The sequence below is a fragment of the Paenibacillus sp. FSL R7-0302 genome (assembly GCF_038006885.1).
GTDB lineage: Bacteria > Bacillota > Bacilli > Paenibacillales > Paenibacillaceae > Paenibacillus_AQ.
The window spans coordinates 2,843,305-2,860,420 of record NZ_JBBOWB010000001.1; the positions used below are offsets into that span (position 1 = coordinate 2,843,305).

Here is a 17,116-nt window from a genome sequence, read left to right on the forward strand (position 1 = left end):
CTTATTTGGTATTCGCTTTAACTTCCCTGTAGTTCTTCACATTCTCATCTTGAACCGCTTTACCGCCGGCATCCATATATTCCTTCACCAGCTTCTCGTATAAGGCGTCGAACTCGGCCTCCTTGGCCACCACCAGCCGGTCAATCATCTGCTTGTTCATATCGCCCAGCGTCTTGCCGTATTTGATATTAGCTTCGTTTGGCACCCCGTAATAGAAGGATGAATAGCCGTCTGTCGTGTTGATTTTGTAGGATTCCATAGCGAGGGCCTCATACTGCTTATCCCCGGAGGCCAGGGCTGCGGCATAGGTTTTGACGTTCTTCTCCGTATCGCCCAGCTCAGCGCCGTTCACAATCACGGTATAGTCCATATTCAAATTACTCGTCATCATATTCTCGCCGGTCTGTGAAATCCCTTGCGGGATGCCGTCTTTCAGCGTATGGTTAACGCCTTCTTCACCGAACTGCAGGAAGAACATCACTTCCGGGTCCGCCATCCAGTTCAGATATTTTATAGCCAGCTCTGCGTTCTTGCTGCTTTTAGGGATGAAGGAGAATATTCCATTCTCATTATATACCTCTTTGATGTATTTGCCTTCGGCATTTTTGAAGGTATCAATCGGAATATAGTTGGCGTCCGGCGCATTTTGCTTCAGCGGTTCACGGATTTTCTGGGTCATCGGATAATCCCAGTTGGCGGCATAGAAGCCTACCTTGCCGTTGGTGACATCGGCATCCGCCTGCTTGGTGGTTTTGTCCAGGGCAAAATCCGGGCTGATCAGCTTCTCATTATACAGCTTATTCAGCCACTTGTAGGCGTCCTTGTTGCCCGGCTTCAGCCAGTTCGGCGTGGTGACGAATTCCTCCTCTGACATCTGACCCCAGAAGGATTGAACCAGGTTGCCGAAGGTATAGTTCATGCCGGCTGCCGCCGTTGCCCAGGGAATGACGCCGTTCACATTGCCCGGGTTCTTGTCGCGGAAGGCCACCAGCGTATTGTAGAGCTCATCCCTATTGGTCGGGAGCGGCATTCCCAGCTTGTCGAGCCAATCCTTACGGATGAACATCCCGTTCCAGGCGAGCAGGGTGCGCTTGCCCGGGATCGATACCTGCTTGCCGTTATATTGGCCGTAAGACAGAACGTTCTCTCCGAGATATGCCTTCAATTGCTGGCCTTGGCTCTCAAGCAGCTCGTCGAGCGTGTGGAGGCCATCGCTTTTGGCAAAGCGGGTGACCAGTGCCCCGTCATAGGTGAACGAGATGTCCGGAGCCTGGCCCGCAGCCATTAATACGTTCAGCTTATCAACCTCCTGGGACCGGGGAACCGGTACATATTCAACAATGGCGTTATTGGGCTTGCCGAAGTGCTCATTGACGTATTTCGTCCAGGTATTATTATTCAAATCCGGCTGGCCCTGAACCCCTCTGTCGAACACCTCTACCGTCAGTTTGGCAGGAGGATCAGAAGGGGACTTTGCTGCATTTGACGACTCCGGCGCGGCGGACTCTTTACTCTCTTTGTCATTGCCTCCGCAGCCTGCTGCAACGCCTGTCAGCAGCACGGTGCTGAACAGAACGGCCGATATTTTCTTGATGCCTGTCTTCACGGTATACCACCCTTTCATACCTTATCATGATAGTAATCCAGATTATAGCTTCCTTGCCCCGGCCGCTTCAACTTTCGCCAGCCGGCCCCCCTCCTTTCCCCGGAGTATACCCGCTTTAGCCCTTGATCGCGCCCGTCATTACACCGTCAACGAAATACTTCTGCAGTTTGGGATAGATCAGCAGAATCGGAATGGTGGTGAACATGACGCTTGCAGCCTTCAGCGACTCCGGCACAATGAACGAGCCGACACTGCCTTCGCCGCCCTGCTGGCTGTCCAGCTGCTGGTTGGCTGAGATGATCTGGTACAGCTTAAGCTGCATGGGATAAAGCTCTTTTTTGGTGATATAGAATAGCGCGTCCTGGAATCCGTTCCACCGGTCTACCGCATAGAACAGGCTTAAGGTGGCAATCGAAGGCAACGAGAGAGGCAGTACAATCCGCAGGAGAATCCCCAGATCCGAGCACCCGTCAATCGACGCCGATTCCTCCAGACTCTCGGGAAGAGAGCTGAAGAAGGTCTTCAGGATAATCAGGTTGAATACGCTCATCGCGCCCGGCAGCACCAGACTCCATACCGTATCCATCATCCCCAGGTTCTTGACCAGAATGTAGGAGGGAATCAGACCGCCGCTGAAATACATGGTGAAGACGAGAGCCGACAGAATAAAGTTTCTGCCCCACAGCCGTCTCTTCGTTAACGGGTAAGCTGCGCAGATGGTCAGGAACATACACACCGCCGTGTAAAAAATCGTAAGCACAATACTGTAGCCAAGCGTGTACAGCATGTCGACATCGCTCAAAATCGTCTTATACGTCTCAAGCGTGAAGTCAACCGGCCATAACGCTACCTTTTGCGAGATAATCGCTTCGTTGGAGCTAAATGATAGCGCTATCATATATAAGAATGGAACAATGCAGGTGAACGACAAGGCCACAATAAAGACGATAATCGCGATATCTGCCACACTTGTTTTCCGGCCAATCCGTCTTGTTCGTATAATCCCTGACGCTTTCACCATATCCCATCCTCACCCAATTTCTTCGCAATATAGTTGGCACCAATCAGCAGAGTCAGCCCTACCACAGACTGGAACAGTCCAACGGCTGTTGCCTGGGAGAAGTCTCCCGAGCTGATGCCCACTCTGTACACAAAGGTACTGATGACATCGGAATATTCGCTGACCAGTGAATTCCCCATCACAAACGGGCGGTCGAACCCGATCGATACCATTCGGCCAATCTGGAGGATCAGCAGAATATTGATCGTAGATTTAATGCCCGGCAGTGTAATATGCCACATTTTGCGGAGTCTGCTGCAGCCGTCCATATCGGACGCTTCATACAGCTCCTTGTTAATTCCGGTGATGGCCGCCAGATAAATAATCGTGCCCCAACCGATATTCTGCCATACCCCTACAGTAATATAAGTAGCCAGCCATGGGGCCTTCTGTGACAGGAATTCAATCTTCGCCAGGCCCAGACTATCCAGGAAAAGATTAACCATCCCGCTGTTCGAGAACATCAGGTAGACAATCCCGCCGATAATTACCCAGGACATGAAGTGCGGCAGATAGAGAATCGTCTGCGTTAATTTCTTGAACCTTGCCATACGGACCTCGTTAAGCAGAATCGCCAGGATAATCGGGGCCGGGAAGCCTGCCACTAAATCCAGCACATTGAGGACCAGCGTATTTTTGAGGGCACGATAGAAACTGTCTTGCTGAAAAATAAAGCGGAACACATCGAGACCGACCCACTCGCTTCCGCTCGTGCCCTTAAAAATATTGTAATCCTGAAAGGCCATAATCAAGCCGTAAATCGGTGCATATTTAAAAATGGCAATGTACAGCAAAGGCAGCAGCAACAGGACATAAAGCAGGGCGTCCCTCCTGATTCTGAGCCAAAAGGTATGTCTTCGGACTAATCCGATCTGATCTTGCTGATTGTCTAAAACCGCTTTCATTTCTCCCATCCCTCCGGCTGTATTAAGGAGCTCTCCTGTTTTTCATTATAGTCAGCCGGGGAGATAAGAAAATGTAATCGCTTAAATGAATTTGGTAAAAACTTAAAAGACAGCCCCCGGAGGAGCTGCCTTAAGCTTCATTTCATAATCAGATCGATTCTGCCGAACAACAGCTTCACCAGTTCTGTAGGACCCGGCAGGCCTGGTTGAAATAAAAGAAGAATGGTAAGCCCCGCCGCCGCAAACGTAATGCCTGCTATAACCTTTCTGGCTTTCTTGTCCTTACTGCCCCGGAATTCAAAAATAATGATCCCGGCAGACAGCAGCAGAATCGTTAGGATCATTGCCATTTTCATGCTACCACATCCTTGTATGGTTGCTGGAATTCAGGCATACCCTCCGTCAGTTGGCCGATTGCTCCGGTATGCCTTGGGGTCCGGTTGCTCTTCCGTTCCCGGTAATACTCGTCTTGACGGAGACCTCCACCTGCAGCCCGGGGTACATAGCCTCCCACTGCTCCTTCTTCGCCTTCCACTGCTGCGGGTAATGTCTGCGGAAGGCATCGGCGAATCTGAAAAAGTCGGTCTTCTGCTCCTGTTGCGACATGTGGAGTGCCTGATAAGCAGCCTCCTTGAGCCTCTTCTCCCACGCCTTCTTCAGCGCCATCACCTTCGACGGATCAGTCAGGTTGGCATCGGTTGTATTCAGGACCACCTCTCCACTCGCCACAATCCGGATCTTCATCATCCATTCCCCGTTGACGATGCTTGGAGTCGGCATGGTGGTGATTTGTTTAGACAGAATCGAGAAGGAGCCCTCCTCCCCCTCCAGAGCTACCGGCATAATAATATTATTAAGCTCATTAATCATGAGCAGTACTCCAAGGCTTACCGGTTCTTTGACAGTAAGTGTATAACGGCCCTGCTTATACAGGCTTAACCCTTTGAGTGAGGGAGTCGTCGCATTCGGACCATCATTCGGTTCCGGGGGAGCAATCAGGATACGGGTTAGGATGGCCGAACCGCTGGCCCCTTGGAGGGATTGGGACAATTCCAGCAGGGTCACACGCGTGCCGAGGTTCATATTTGCCATTTCCCGGAGGGATTCGGAGGAGCTGCGCTCCAGCGGGTCCAGCAGGGCAAGAATATTCTTGGCGGAATCCTTGCTGGAGAAGATATACGCATGTTCGCGGAACTGCGGATAACGAAGGAAGAAATCAACAAATTCGCGCAGCCCCTGCTTCCCTGCCTCTTCACTGATTACAATCACCTCACATTGGCCCCAGAACATATGGCGGGCGACCTTCCGCTGCAGCCGGTTCAAGGCTTCCGCAATGTTCACTCCTTCAGCTGTGCGGGTCATGGTGACTCCGCTTGCGCCTTCGCCTGCCCCGCCGCTCTCTGAGCCGCCGCCTCCTTTACGCGGAATGAAGATCTGGGCCGTCAATTGCGCCTGGCCGTCCTTATAATCCACGCCGGTGGCGAGCACGATCGCCAGGTCATTAATCTCCGTCCGGTCCCAGCATCCGCTGAGCAGTATACTGCTCAGCAGAAGCATAATCATGGCTCTGAAGCCCCGCATTGCCCTCCCTCCTTATGATCATCCTCTGCTCAGACGCTTCAGCCCCTTCTTCAGCAGGGCCAGTCCATAGATTGCGGCGGGAAGCCCCACCAGGAACATCATTGTGTATATGTTAGCCGAAGCGCTGATAAGCGCAGCCACACCCGCAGCGCCGGTCACTACCCAGTAAGAGAACACCATGCTTACGAAGGCGAGCGGAATCACCAGCGGTCTATAATCGTCCAGCCCGAACCATTCGGCGGCTGAGGTGGCGAAGATGTAGAGAAAGACAGAGATTTTGACAAAGATCCCGAAGATCCAGATCGCAATAATGAGAGCCTCAATATGCTGCAAGAAATCGGCAATCGTAATGTAACGTGCAGCAATCATCACCGGAAAAGCAAAGCTGTCCGTCAGATCTCCCATCAGCAGCAGGCAGAACAGATTGGTCACGGTCATGGCCAGTGTTGTTGCGACCAGCGAGACGAGCATCGTCCGGCCCAGATGTTTCTTGCTGTTGACGTAGGGCAGCAGGAAGGCCAGCACAATATATTCGCTGAACCATGCCGCCGGGGCCACCGCGCCCTTAATGGGAGGCACCAGCCCATTCTCCATGAACGGAAGCAGCTCGCTAGGCCGGAGCTCCCGGATCAGAAGCACAAAGATCAGGCAGAGCATCACCACCAGCAGCGTAACGAACACCTGTGCAGTCCGGCTGACCACCTCAATGCCCAGTCTCACATTAATTGCGCAGACTGCAACCATAGACCCCATAATGACAAGCAGGGGCGTTCTGGGAAGTGCATTATTCACAATGAACTCGCCGTATTCCAGAATAATCAGGCCGTTCAAATGGGGCAGAAAGAGCAGAAAACCCAGCCCGATCACCTTGCCCGGCAGCCACCCGGCGATCAGCAGACTGGACTGCATAATGGTCTTGCCGGGATAAAGACGGTTCAGTCCAAGCGAGATCCCTATAACCGTTACTCCAATCAGCGAGCCCAGGATGGGCGATAACCACATATCATGTCCTGCATAATGCATGGTGATCCCGGGAACAGACAGGATAGCGGTGGCAAGAATCGAGGGGAAAACAAGAAAGGCCAGCTGGGTAACAGATATTTTCCCTTTGTCAGTCAACATAAGAATCCTCTTCTCTGGTGAACTCCGGCTGCCGTCATTTGCTCCGCGGCTGCGAGATCCACAATACATCCTTCAAGCCCTTGCTGAACGTCGGAGCTGCCGGTGACAGATAGGGCCTGCCGAACGAACGCAGACTGCTGAGATGAATGACCACCAGGATGATGCCGAGCATGACGCCGATCAGCCCCAGCGTGCCTGCCAGAATCATCATGGGGAAGCGCAGCAGACGGGTTGCGATACTGGCGGAATAACGCGGAACCATGAAGGAAGCGATGCCTGTGATGGCCACGATAATGATCATCGGTGCAGAGACAATTCCAGCAGTGGTAGCAGCCTGGCCTATAATCAGCGCGCCCACGATACTGACGGCGGAACCTATCTGCTTCGGCAGCCGGACGCCTGCCTCCCGCAGCGCCTCGAAGGCTATCTCCATAATGAGCGCTTCCACCAGGGCCGGAAAAGGAATCTCCTCTCTCGCCCGCGCAATACTCAGCAGCAGCACGGTGGGGATCATCTCCTGATGGAAGGTGGTAATGGCGACGTAAGCCGAGGGGAGCAGGAGCGACAGAGCATAGAAGATGTATCTGAGCCAGCGGACAAAAATACTCATGTAAATGTTCTCGTAGTAATCCTCGGGGGATTGCAGCATGGAGAACATATTGACCGGGGCAATCAGACTGAAGGGAGTCCCGTCAATCAGCAGCGCAAACCGGCCCTCCAGCAGATTGGATACCACCACATCCGGGCGCTCCGTGGCAATCATCTGCGGAAACGGCGAATAGGGCTGGTCAATGATGCCCTGCTCAATATACTGGCTCTCCAGCACATCCTTGATTTTCAGGCGGCTTAGCCGTTTATTGACTTCAGTGACCAGTCCCGGCTGAATAATTCCTTCCACATAAGCGAGGGTGACCTTCGTATGGCTATACTCGCCAATAGTCTTGGAGTGCAGCTTCAGCGCCGGCGTCTTAAGCCGCATACGCAATAAAGACTGATTCATAGCCAGAGCTTCCGTGAATCCGTCACGGGCACCGCGGACAGTGGATTCAGCCGCCGGTTCTTCGGGGGTCCGGGTGGGCACCTTGTATAGCGGATAGCCTTTACCCGAAGCCAGGCCGTCCATCAACAGCACAGCTTCGCCGTCCAGGATCGCTGTAACGGCTTGTTCTACGGTCATAATCTGGTGAATCGAGGCGACCGGAACCTCAGCAGACCCTTCCACAGCCGGTTCAACTGCAAGGCCGGTCTGCTCCAGAGGTGCCAGCAATTGCTGCTCCAGCCGTTCCGTATCACATAATCCTGTACAATACACACAGAGCGCGGAAGTACGATGAACCGTCTGGAACGGATGGAACACCACATCCTCACAGCCCGCAAACACTCCGCGCAGCACCTGTTCATTCTCTGCCAGCCGCCGGGTCAGCTGGGTCTCCGGTTCTGCTTCCGTTGCAGTATTCATCTGTACTCCCTCCCTGCTCTACCCTTTGAATTTCATATTCATAGTCATGTTATCCTGTGCTATTGGGGGAAGAATTATGCAAGCCCAGCCTTCCAGGCTTCCCGGTTCAGCTCACCATTCAGTGCCGCAGCGGCCAGCGCGCCTGATGCGGCAGCAGCGATGGATTGATGCATCATGGAGGCGGCATCCCCTGCGGCGTAGATTCCGGGCACGCTGGTCTGACCGGTCTCGCCGACTTCAAGAATACCCTGCTCGGATATCCGGCAGCCCAGGGAATGCGGCAGATCCGTTCCCGGAACCAACTCCGGCTTGAAGAAGATGCCTGTACACGGAATTTCTGTTCCATCCATAAGCTTCACATGGTTAACCATGCCTTCATCTGATGCAATCTCGCGAATAGGAGTATCGAATAACGGAATAGCATGAGCACGCAATTCTGCGCGTTCTGCTTCTGTCAGCTCATCGGGTCCATTCGTGCAGACCGCAAATTGCTTAGTCCACCCATATAACAACGGAGCCAGATGCATGAGTGCTGCTCCTCTGCTGATGACTACCAGCGGCTGATCTCTTAATTCCCAGCCATCGCAATACGGGCAGACAAAGGCGCTCTTCCCGTAGACCTCGGTCAGCCCCGGAATGTCCAGCCTGCGGTCCTTCATGCCTGCGGCGAACAGCAGCTTCTTGCTGGTCAGCTTAAGCCCTGAAGCGGTCTCCAGCAGGAAGGCCCCATCCTCCCCGGTAATGCACACTACTGTATCTTCAATATGTGAAACGGATGGATAAGCGCCAAGCTGTTCTATGGCAATCCGCCGGAGTTCGAATGGAGCGATCCCGTCCCGGGTCAGGAAGCCATGGGCTTCCCGGGTGACCGCATTGCGCGGCTGCCCGGCATCTATAACAATCGTCCGTTTGCGTGCACGGCCCAGCATCAGCGAAGCATTAAGCCCGGCAGGCCCTCCTCCGATAATTATTACATCTGCATTTGCGGCATCAGCATTAAGTTCATTTGCGGCATCAGTATTTTCCAGGTTCTTCATTTGTAAATCCTCCTTGTGTGTGGTTGTGGTGAGTTCGGTATAGGCGGGTGACGACGGGGTTGTTTGCGGATATTAGGGACTTCTGTAGTCTTTTATTTCCGCAAGTGGAAACGGCTTTGCCGTCCTTTTAAAGGACGGTACCGTTTCAGCGAGAAATAGAAGGATAATTTATCGTGTGCAACATATAAATTCTTATATTTCAAAAAATTAAACACTTCCTCCTCTTCTCCATCGCTCAGTTCTATCGCTCATCTGCATCGCTAATCTGTATTGCTAATCTGTATTGCACATATACATCGTCCAATCTGCATCAACAATCTGTAATACATATCTGCATCGCCCTAATTAGGGACTATGTGTGTCTATAATAACTTTGAATTTGAAAGATGTCAATTCGGCCGCTTCTTGGCGCTAGGATAGCGGATGAGCCCGAGATGTGTGCATTGCGGGAGCGAAGCTAGTACATCATCAGAGCTAATCTTGTGAATATGACAATGATCAGACCTTATCACGCGAAGGCTTCATTCTTGTAGCTAAACATCTGATGCTGTACTAGCTAGAACAATAGCAATTGCATTTTGTACAATAGAATGCTGTAAAAATGGCTATCACCTAGGCTCTATTGTATTCTGTACAGTTGAATCTCGAGCAATGGCTATTTTTCACCTGAAATGCAACTTTCTGCTGTACGAAATACAGTAGAATCCCATTTCACAGCAAAATATGAGGCTTCCATTGCAGTAAATACAATCAGTTGGTTATTTGGTGCAACAGAACATTGGGTTGGCGGGAGAGCTTCAACTAATGCGCGCACGTCTTGGAATGTAGTTACTTTTAGTCAAGGGGAGAACTCAGAGACTCATTCCTACAGTTTTAATGCAGTTCAACCATGCAGTGCTTTATGGCGTGTAGTTCCAAGTAGACATTCAGGGATAGTTGCAGAATGTACACTTAAAAACAGTGAAAAAGAAGGCTTGTCCCCTATAGCTGTAATCTGTACAACTAAATCTGCCCCAACGGGTGGAAACTCGGGAAAGCGGGGATTTTAAGTGTACGAAATACAGCTAAACGTATACTGGGGAGCAAACCAGGCGTTTTAGTTGTACAAAATACAATTAAGCCTATCGCCTATGAGTGGGTACGCTACTCGGGGCGCTGCAAAAAACGGTTTTCACTAATTTAAACCTGTTGCTCTACTAGTTGGATTTCCTCCACTTACTGTGGAACGTATGGGCCTGTTTTTGCACTTAATCCCGCAGAAAGCAGGAAATTAAGATACGTTTCATTTGTTCACCGGCAAGCCATATCTGGCTCAATCAAAGCCGTTTTGTTAGCGCTGTATTCACCTTCCGCAGGCTGTTCAATCCTGCAAATAACCGATCAATTCCATCCTTCCGCCTATTCTGGACTGAAGCTCTCTGAGGCTACGTTCCTCAGCCGCAAAAATCACCGCTGTCGCCGGCCCACCGGATGACTGTAGCTTATCCGCTATTCCAGGCACCGGCTGGAAGCCGCAGCCGTTCAACTCCGCGAGCAGCTCCGCTTCATACCCTGCTCCCTTCGAGCCGACCGGGTGAATGTCATGGACTTCAGGAGCAGCGGCCAGAAGCTGGAGCTGACGGAGGGTACACTGGCTTGCTTCCTGCTCCAGAACAGCGCTTCCGACCAGCGGTTCGCCCAGCATCACAATACAGTCTCCGCTCTGTGAACACCCTACCTTCAACTGCGTCTCATCCACCTCACCAATCACAGTGATTCCGATACCGGTCTGACAGGTCACGAAATTATCCTCGGTGCTGCCGTTCACATGGGCGGCATTCAGTCCGGCTTCCTGAAGCAGCTTGCGGATGCCCCTTATAATCTCCTTCCCTGTAGGCTCCTTCTCTACCGCTAAGGTATCGATGACCGTTAAGATCTCCGCCCCCACAGACAGCACCTCCATTACTGCAACTCTGGCAGCATAATAGCCTGCAACAGCAGGGGGTGTCTTCACCGCATCCATCGGCTTATTCCCGATGCTGGCGCTGGAATCGCAGCCGATGACCAGCAAGCGCCCTCCCTCTCTTCGTACTATGGTCAGATCCCGGATTCGCTGAACTTGCGGTTTCATATGTTTGATCCCCCTGTCTCTTTTTCATTCCCGTTCCTGAGTCCTGCCCGGTACTCGCTCGGCGGCATGCCGGTAGCTTTGCGGAATTGCTTGGAGAAATACAAGGCGTCATTGAAGCCGACGGAAGAGGCCACCTGTTCAATGGTCAGCGGGCTTGCGAGCAGTTCCTTGGCCTTGTCCATTCTGACTTTGAGCAGATACTGCTTCGGTGACATTCCGGTCCGCTGCTTGAACGCCTTGGATAAATGAACCCGGTGATAGCCGAGCGAGGACGCGAGGTGATCGATGCTGATCTGCTGATGGTATTGCAGTGTAATCCAGCGGATCGCCTGGTCGATCTGCCGGTCGATCATCTCCGGCATCCCGGACGGATTCGGCGGCAAGGCTGCAAGATTATTCCGCCCTAACTGATGCAGCAGCAGCCTTGCCCAGCCCGACGCCTCCAGACTCTCCAGCCGCGGATACGCAGATTGCTTGAACGCCTGCCGGATACGTTCATACAAGCTATGCAGCTCAGCGGCGTTACCTTCGCCGGAACGGATAAAGGGCTGATCCTTGGTGATCCCGACAGCTCTGAGGAGATCCAGTACCCCAATGCCCTGCAATGCAACCCACGCATAATGCCATGGAGTGTCCAGGTCGGCCTTATAGCTGAACAATGACCCGGGGATAATCACGAAGGTGTCTCCCGCCCGGCACTCCGCCGCGAACGTCCCGCACTCGAACAGGCCTCCGCCCTCCAGAACGGTATGTATTAAATAGAAATCATGTACGGACGGTCCAATCGTATGTCCGGGAAGCGGTCTCCCCTCGCCGCTGAACAGCACTGACAAATCCTGCTCCTCCGGTGTGAGGTTAATGGCCAGAGTGAACTCGTAATGATCCGGATTCATGCAACATTCCTCCATATCTATCTTGTCTTTCTCCATAGGCGGGCCTTCGGTTCTATTCTATAGTGATTATAGAAGAAACAAGCGAAAAAAGCTTCTGAAACCTCATATTTCTGCCAGACGTTCCTTCAAAATCATTGAAGGACAGAAGCATTTTCAGCAACCCACAGGAGGTTAGACTCTTATGTCTAAAGTTACATTTATCGGTGCCGGAAGTACAGTATTCGCCAAAAACGTCCTCGGAGATATCATGGCTACGCCCGCTCTGCAGGGCTTCGAGCTTGCCCTATATGATATCGATCTTCAGCGCTTGAACGACTCGGCGAGCATGCTCCAGAATCTGAAGAAAAGCAGCGGCAGCACTTGTACCGTCAATACGTATACTGACCGCAAGGAAGCGCTGCGCGGGGCCAAATATGTGGTGAACGCCATTCAGGTCGGCGGGTACGATCCTTGTACGATTACGGATTTTGAGATTCCCAAGAAATACGGCCTGCGCCAGACCATTGCGGACACGGTAGGGATCGGCGGCATCTTCCGCAATCTGCGTACCATTCCGGTTATGCTGGATTTTGCAGCGGATATCCGTGAGGTCTGCCCGGATGCGCTATTCCTGAACTATACGAACCCGATGGCTGTTCTGACGAATGTCATGAACACTTACGGCGGGGTGAATACCATTGGACTCTGCCACAGCGTTCAGCAGTGTATTCCTGGATTATTCGACCACCTCGGCATTGACAAGACAGGGGTTCAAGCCAAAATCGCCGGCATCAACCACATGGCCTGGCTGCTTGAAGTCACCAAAGACGGCGAGGACCTGTACCCGGAGATCAAACGGCGTGCGGCCGAGAAGCAGCTTGAGCCTCACTACGATATGGTCCGCTATGAGATGATGCTGAAATTCGGCTACTATATTACGGAATCCTCCGAGCACAATGCCGAGTATCATCCGTACTTCATCAAGCGGAACTACCCGGAGCTGATCGAACGCTTCCAGATTCCGCTGGATGAATATCCGCGCCGCTGCGTGGAACAGATTAAGCAGTGGGAGCAGATGCGCGGGGAGCTGGTGAACAATCAGGATCTGACGCATGAGCGTTCCCATGAATATGCCTCTTACATCCTGGAAGCCATGGAGACGGATGTACCGTTCAAGATCGGCGGTAATGTGATGAACACGGGCCTGATCACCAATCTGCCGCGTGAAGCCTGTGTCGAGGTGCCTTGTCTGGTAGACAGAAGCGGCGTAACGCCAACCTTTGTAGGCGATCTGCCGCCGCAGTGCGCAGCGCTGAACCGGACCAACATTAACACCCAGCTCCTGACCATAGAAGCCGCTATGACTCGCAAAAAGGATCATATCTACCACGCCGCCATGCTGGACCCGCACACCGCCGCCGAGCTGTCGATGGACGACATTGTCAGCATGTGCGACGATCTGATCGCGGCTCATGGTGACTGGCTGCCGAAGTATCAATAAATTCCAGGCTATATTTTAGGCATACCTCCATAACAAAAGCAGCGATCCTCCGTTAACAGGAGAATCGCTGCTTTATATTTTTGAGCTGCGCCCGCTTGCAGAACCATTTATTTCACATAAATTCTAATCTGATCCGGTGCGGTTCTCGCAAGAACGCGGTACCCTTCGGCAGAAGCAGTCGCCACTCCGTTCTCATCAGGCATACAATATCCGTTCACCTGACAGGTTCCATTATCCCGGACCAGAAGCTTGCCCATGGTTCCTACAGCCACCCATTCCGGACGGCCAATCCGTGAGACATAAGTCTGGGAAGAGTCGAATTGGGAATTAATCACAGCAGCTTTCACAGTATACGCAGGCGCCAGAACTTTGCCCTTGCTGTCTGTCACCGCCTTCACTTCCCGGTCTTCATATCTAACCCTGCCCCATTCATCCCTCTCGTATTTGCCTTTCCAGTTCAAGGGACTTGCATCTCCAAGGACAGAAGGGGTAGCACTCACCACCCCCAAGATATATTTGTCTGCTGGCGTTGCTTTTCTTACCCGCTCCCCATCCGTGGTCACAAAATAACCCGGCTCTATCGGCAATCCATCTACCGTTTCAAACATTTCGGCATAATCCGCCCCAAAATTCATTACCGTGCCTTGAAGGTATAAATTTCCGGTTGACCCCTCAAGCGCAGCAGCCAAGCTAGATGTGGATGGATTACCATTGGCTAAATGCCAAGATGCAGGAAACAGTGTTTCACCAAAAACACCCATAATATGAGCATCAAGGTGATCTGGAAGAACAACCGTACTGTTCCCTTCAGCATGAGAGTTCTGAGCACCTGCAATTGTAGACAAACCTTCTGCATGGGAAAAGGTTCCATTGGCCTCAGTGAAGGAACCTTCCGCATGAGAAGAAAGCCCATTGGCCAGACTTGAGAAGCCTTCTGCATGAGCAGCATCACCAGCTGCTACAGTCAGGTAGCCTTCGGAATGGGAATATTCTCCACTTGCAGTACTCTGATTGCCCTCTGCGTGTGAAGCCACACCCGAAGCAGTCGTCTGAGCACCCTCAGCGTGAGATTGAGGTGCGGAAGCAACAGTTAAACCTCCCTCAGCATGGGCAGCGTCACTGATTGCATAGGTCTTGTAGCCTTCCGCATGTGCGGCTGGTGCTGTAGCAAGTGTCCCATTCCCTTCGGCATGGGCCGTGTCCAAAAATGCAATGGTCTGGTAGCCTTCCGCATGTGCCGCAGAAGCGCTGGCTGTTGTCTCATAGCCCTCAGCGTGAGAAGCAAACCCGCTGGCGGTCGTGGAGTTTCCCTCTGCATGTGAGCAAGCTCCGGAAGCGGTCTGATTGCATCCTTCATCTGCCATAAGCCATTCCTCCTAATATTGTGGTTTTTATGGTCCTACCCTACACAATATTGCGGACTTGATGGAATGGACACGGCATGTCTCCCGGGTACAAAACACTATTTGTGATGGATGCCTGCAACGCCTCTTATTCAACCCAACGTAAGCCATCTCCGGTTATGATGCTCCTGCACCTCAACCGGGGTATCGAAGAAATCGCTGAGCACCTCTGACTTCAGGCACTCCGTCGTCTCGTCAGCTTTATAGATTTCCCCCTTCTTAACCAGCAGGGTATGCGTGAAGCACGGCGTAATTTCCTCGATATGATGGGTCACATAGAGCAAGGTGGGGCCGCCTTCCTGCTTGGTGATCTTCTCGATCATCTGCAGCAGCTGCTCCCGCGCAAAAATATCAAGTCCCGTACAAGGCTCATCCAGAATGAGCAGCTCGGGATTGGCGATCAGTGCGCGTGCAATGAGAATCTTCTGGCGTTGTCCCTGCGACAGGGTATCATAAGTGCGCGATGCCAGGACCGAGCAATCCAGGAATTCCAGCAGCTCCGCTGCCTGCTTCAGGTCCTCTTCTTCCGTCTTGTCGTATAGCCCGATCGTGGCGAACTTGCCACTCAGAATGATGTTCAGCGCCGTCTGATGGCCGTACAGCTTCTGCTGCAAAGAGGTGCTGACCCAGCCGATCCGCTTGCGCAGCTCTCTCAGGTCCACATCACCGAAGCGGTGGCCCAGCACCTCCACCTGACCCTGGGTCGGCCAGATATAGCCGTTCACGACATTCAGCATCGTCGTCTTGCCTGATCCGTTCAGACCGACTATGCACCAGTGCTGTCCCTTCTCCACCTGCCAATTCATATCTTGCAGAATCATCGTCTGCTCACGCCGCCAGGATACATTTTCAAGCGATATAATCATGTTCCGTTGCTCCTCCTTGCCTGCAATAGTCTTCTTCGATCATTATAGCAGCACAATGTATTCTGCGCTTCCTGCTGTACGGGATCAAGCGCGTGTATGTATATATGCAATACGAAAGAACCCGGACGAATGTCGAATGTCCGGGTTCTTTCTTTTGTAGATAGTTATGTTGTGTAAATCCCCTTACCTGGCCTAGTTATTTCGTCCGTAGTATAACTTCAGGTTCGTTACGTCTACCAGATACAAGGTATCAATCCCCTTCGGGCTGCGGTCTACCGCCAGCCGTTCAACCGGGATACCCGGTGCAAGCGAGGTCTCGGTCCAGCCTCCGCCGCTGTTCACTGCCATGAACGCACGGTCAGTTCCGCTGCTTTTGACATAATAGACTCTTGCTCCTGTACCGGTCCAGGTCACATCGATCGCCGCATTCGTGGGAGCAGCGTTATAGACGGTCTGTAAGTTCCAGCCGCCTGCACCGTATGTGGCCTGCTTCACCGCAAAGCTTGTGCTGCCCTCCTCACGGTAACGGTAAGCGATTACGGGACGACCCGCAGAGTCAAGCGTCATCTTAGCGCTCTGTACGCCCGGACCGCCGGAGTCACTGCCGCTCTGCACATAGGCTTCGCTTGGAGCCATTGGCTGCACGATGTCCGCAGTAGTCAGGGAGACCGGTGCTGTGACCGGAGTTCCGTCGGCTTTGCTGAATACACCCGTGGACGGGCTGTACTTCAGATAGGACAACTGATGGCGCAGCGGGCTGGCTGCGAAGTACGCCCACTCGAACAAGATATGCAGATCGCCGTTCGCATCAAAGACTAGGTCATCGGGATAGACAGACCGGTTGAGGTGCGCCGCAATGATTTTGACCTGAGTCCATACGGAATCGGAATTGTTCCAGCGCAGCAGAACGGCCTCTCTTTTGCCGGCGGGGTCTTTGTCAGCACGCACCAGCAAATACAGATCTCCATTCGGAGCAGTCGTCACAACCGGATAGGTTACCGTCATGCCTGCGGGCAGCTCGTCCGAGTGATTCTGCGGAATCCCGCCCACGGTATCTGAGCGGTAATAGCGCCAGGCATTGCTGTGCATAGAAGCAAATACGTGGAACCGCCCGCTTCCGTCTCTCGCCATAGAAGGCTGGTTATGCCCGAGATCGTCCAGATATTCCGCAGGGGTTGTCCCATCCATGAGTGGAAGCTTGCTCCATCCCCCGTCGTTGTCTCTTCTTGCAATAGCTACTGTATGCTTACCGGGTATCGATCCTGGGGCGTTATAGGCCATATAGGCATACTCATAGCCAAGCCCATAAGTGGCAATAGGGGACCACCAACCCGCCTGATTGCTGGAATCCATCGGAAAAGGCACCTCCTCCAGCACAGCCGCCGCGCTCCCAGCCCCCGCAGGCACTACAGTCAGCAGCAGTGTCATAATTAGAGCCAGCATCCAATGTTTGATCTGCTTCATTTATTAAGCCTCCTTCATCTCATGACCTTACGCACATAAATAGATACAGGGTAGCAATGTGAACGTATTACCTGCCTGCTGAATGGAGCTTAAGCGAATAAAAATTGAATCCAAACTCGCTTGAGTGTAA

The 17,116-nt window shown here is 52.5% G+C and carries 14 protein-coding genes; 1 reads left to right on the forward strand and 13 read right to left on the reverse strand.

Going from position 1 to position 17,116, the window contains the following annotated elements:
• Nucleotide 1: 1 nt before the first annotated feature.
• From MKY96_RS12455 to MKY96_RS12500, 10 genes are all read right to left on the reverse strand, one after another.
• Nucleotides 2–1,624, reverse strand: coding sequence for an extracellular solute-binding protein (locus tag MKY96_RS12455; RefSeq protein ID WP_340940749.1), 1,623 nt, complete (start codon nt 1,622–1,624; stop codon nt 2–4).
• A gap of 97 nt (nt 1,625–1,721) precedes the next feature.
• On the reverse strand, nt 1,722–2,627 hold the full coding sequence (locus MKY96_RS12460; protein ID WP_340940750.1) for a carbohydrate ABC transporter permease: 906 nt from the start codon (nt 2,625–2,627) through the stop codon (nt 1,722–1,724).
• A complete protein-coding gene (locus MKY96_RS12465; RefSeq protein WP_340940751.1) occupies nt 2,621–3,571 on the reverse strand; it encodes an ABC transporter permease in 951 nt (316 codons plus the stop codon). Before MKY96_RS12465 ends, MKY96_RS12460 begins: the two co-directional genes overlap by 7 nt.
• A gap of 137 nt (nt 3,572–3,708) precedes the next feature.
• A complete protein-coding gene (locus MKY96_RS12470) occupies nt 3,709–3,927 on the reverse strand; it encodes a hypothetical protein (protein ID WP_340940752.1) in 219 nt (72 codons plus the stop codon).
• A 46-nt stretch (nt 3,928–3,973) separates the two neighbouring features.
• Nucleotides 3,974–5,152, reverse strand: coding sequence for a Ger(x)C family spore germination protein (locus tag MKY96_RS12475; protein ID WP_340940753.1), 1,179 nt, complete (start codon nt 5,150–5,152; stop codon nt 3,974–3,976).
• An 18-nt stretch (nt 5,153–5,170) separates the two neighbouring features.
• Entirely contained in the window at nt 5,171–6,274 is a 1,104-nt protein-coding gene (locus MKY96_RS12480; protein ID WP_340940754.1) for a GerAB/ArcD/ProY family transporter, read from the reverse strand.
• Between the two features lie 34 nt (nt 6,275–6,308).
• The gene (locus MKY96_RS12485) at nt 6,309–7,733 is read right to left on the reverse strand and encodes a spore germination protein (protein ID WP_340940755.1); all 1,425 of its coding nucleotides are present in this window, start codon (nt 7,731–7,733) and stop codon (nt 6,309–6,311) included.
• Between the two features lie 74 nt (nt 7,734–7,807).
• The gene (locus tag MKY96_RS12490) at nt 7,808–8,770 is read right to left on the reverse strand and encodes an NAD(P)/FAD-dependent oxidoreductase (RefSeq protein WP_340940756.1); all 963 of its coding nucleotides are present in this window, start codon (nt 8,768–8,770) and stop codon (nt 7,808–7,810) included.
• A 1,360-nt stretch (nt 8,771–10,130) separates the two neighbouring features.
• A complete protein-coding gene (locus MKY96_RS12495; RefSeq protein ID WP_340940757.1) occupies nt 10,131–10,880 on the reverse strand; it encodes an AIR synthase related protein in 750 nt (249 codons plus the stop codon).
• Nucleotides 10,877–11,773: a helix-turn-helix domain-containing protein gene (locus MKY96_RS12500; protein WP_340940758.1), complete on the reverse strand. Its 897-nt coding sequence runs from the start codon at nt 11,771–11,773 to the stop codon at nt 10,877–10,879. The genes MKY96_RS12495 and MKY96_RS12500 overlap by 4 nt, the downstream gene beginning before the upstream one ends.
• Before the next feature lie 181 nt (nt 11,774–11,954).
• On the opposite strand from MKY96_RS12500, the gene MKY96_RS12505 reads away from it, so the two are divergent.
• Nucleotides 11,955–13,253 carry an alpha-glucosidase/alpha-galactosidase gene (locus MKY96_RS12505; protein WP_340940760.1) on the forward strand — a complete coding sequence of 433 codons (1,299 nt, stop codon included), beginning with the start codon at nt 11,955–11,957 and terminating at the stop codon, nt 13,251–13,253.
• Nucleotides 13,254–13,360: 107 nt separating this feature from the next.
• Here the strand turns inward: MKY96_RS12505 and MKY96_RS12510 are convergent, their stop codons facing one another.
• From MKY96_RS12510 to MKY96_RS12520, 3 genes are all read right to left on the reverse strand, one after another.
• On the reverse strand, nt 13,361–14,617 hold the full coding sequence (locus MKY96_RS12510) for a peptidase G2 autoproteolytic cleavage domain-containing protein (RefSeq protein ID WP_340940762.1): 1,257 nt from the start codon (nt 14,615–14,617) through the stop codon (nt 13,361–13,363).
• Between the two features lie 131 nt (nt 14,618–14,748).
• Nucleotides 14,749–15,522 (reverse strand): ABC transporter ATP-binding protein, encoded by a 774-nt coding sequence (locus MKY96_RS12515; RefSeq protein WP_340940763.1) that lies wholly within the window; start codon nt 15,520–15,522, stop codon nt 14,749–14,751.
• Nucleotides 15,523–15,714: 192 nt separating this feature from the next.
• On the reverse strand, nt 15,715–16,986 hold the full coding sequence (locus MKY96_RS12520) for a BNR-4 repeat-containing protein (protein WP_340940765.1): 1,272 nt from the start codon (nt 16,984–16,986) through the stop codon (nt 15,715–15,717).
• Nucleotides 16,987–17,116: the final 130 nt, after the last annotated feature.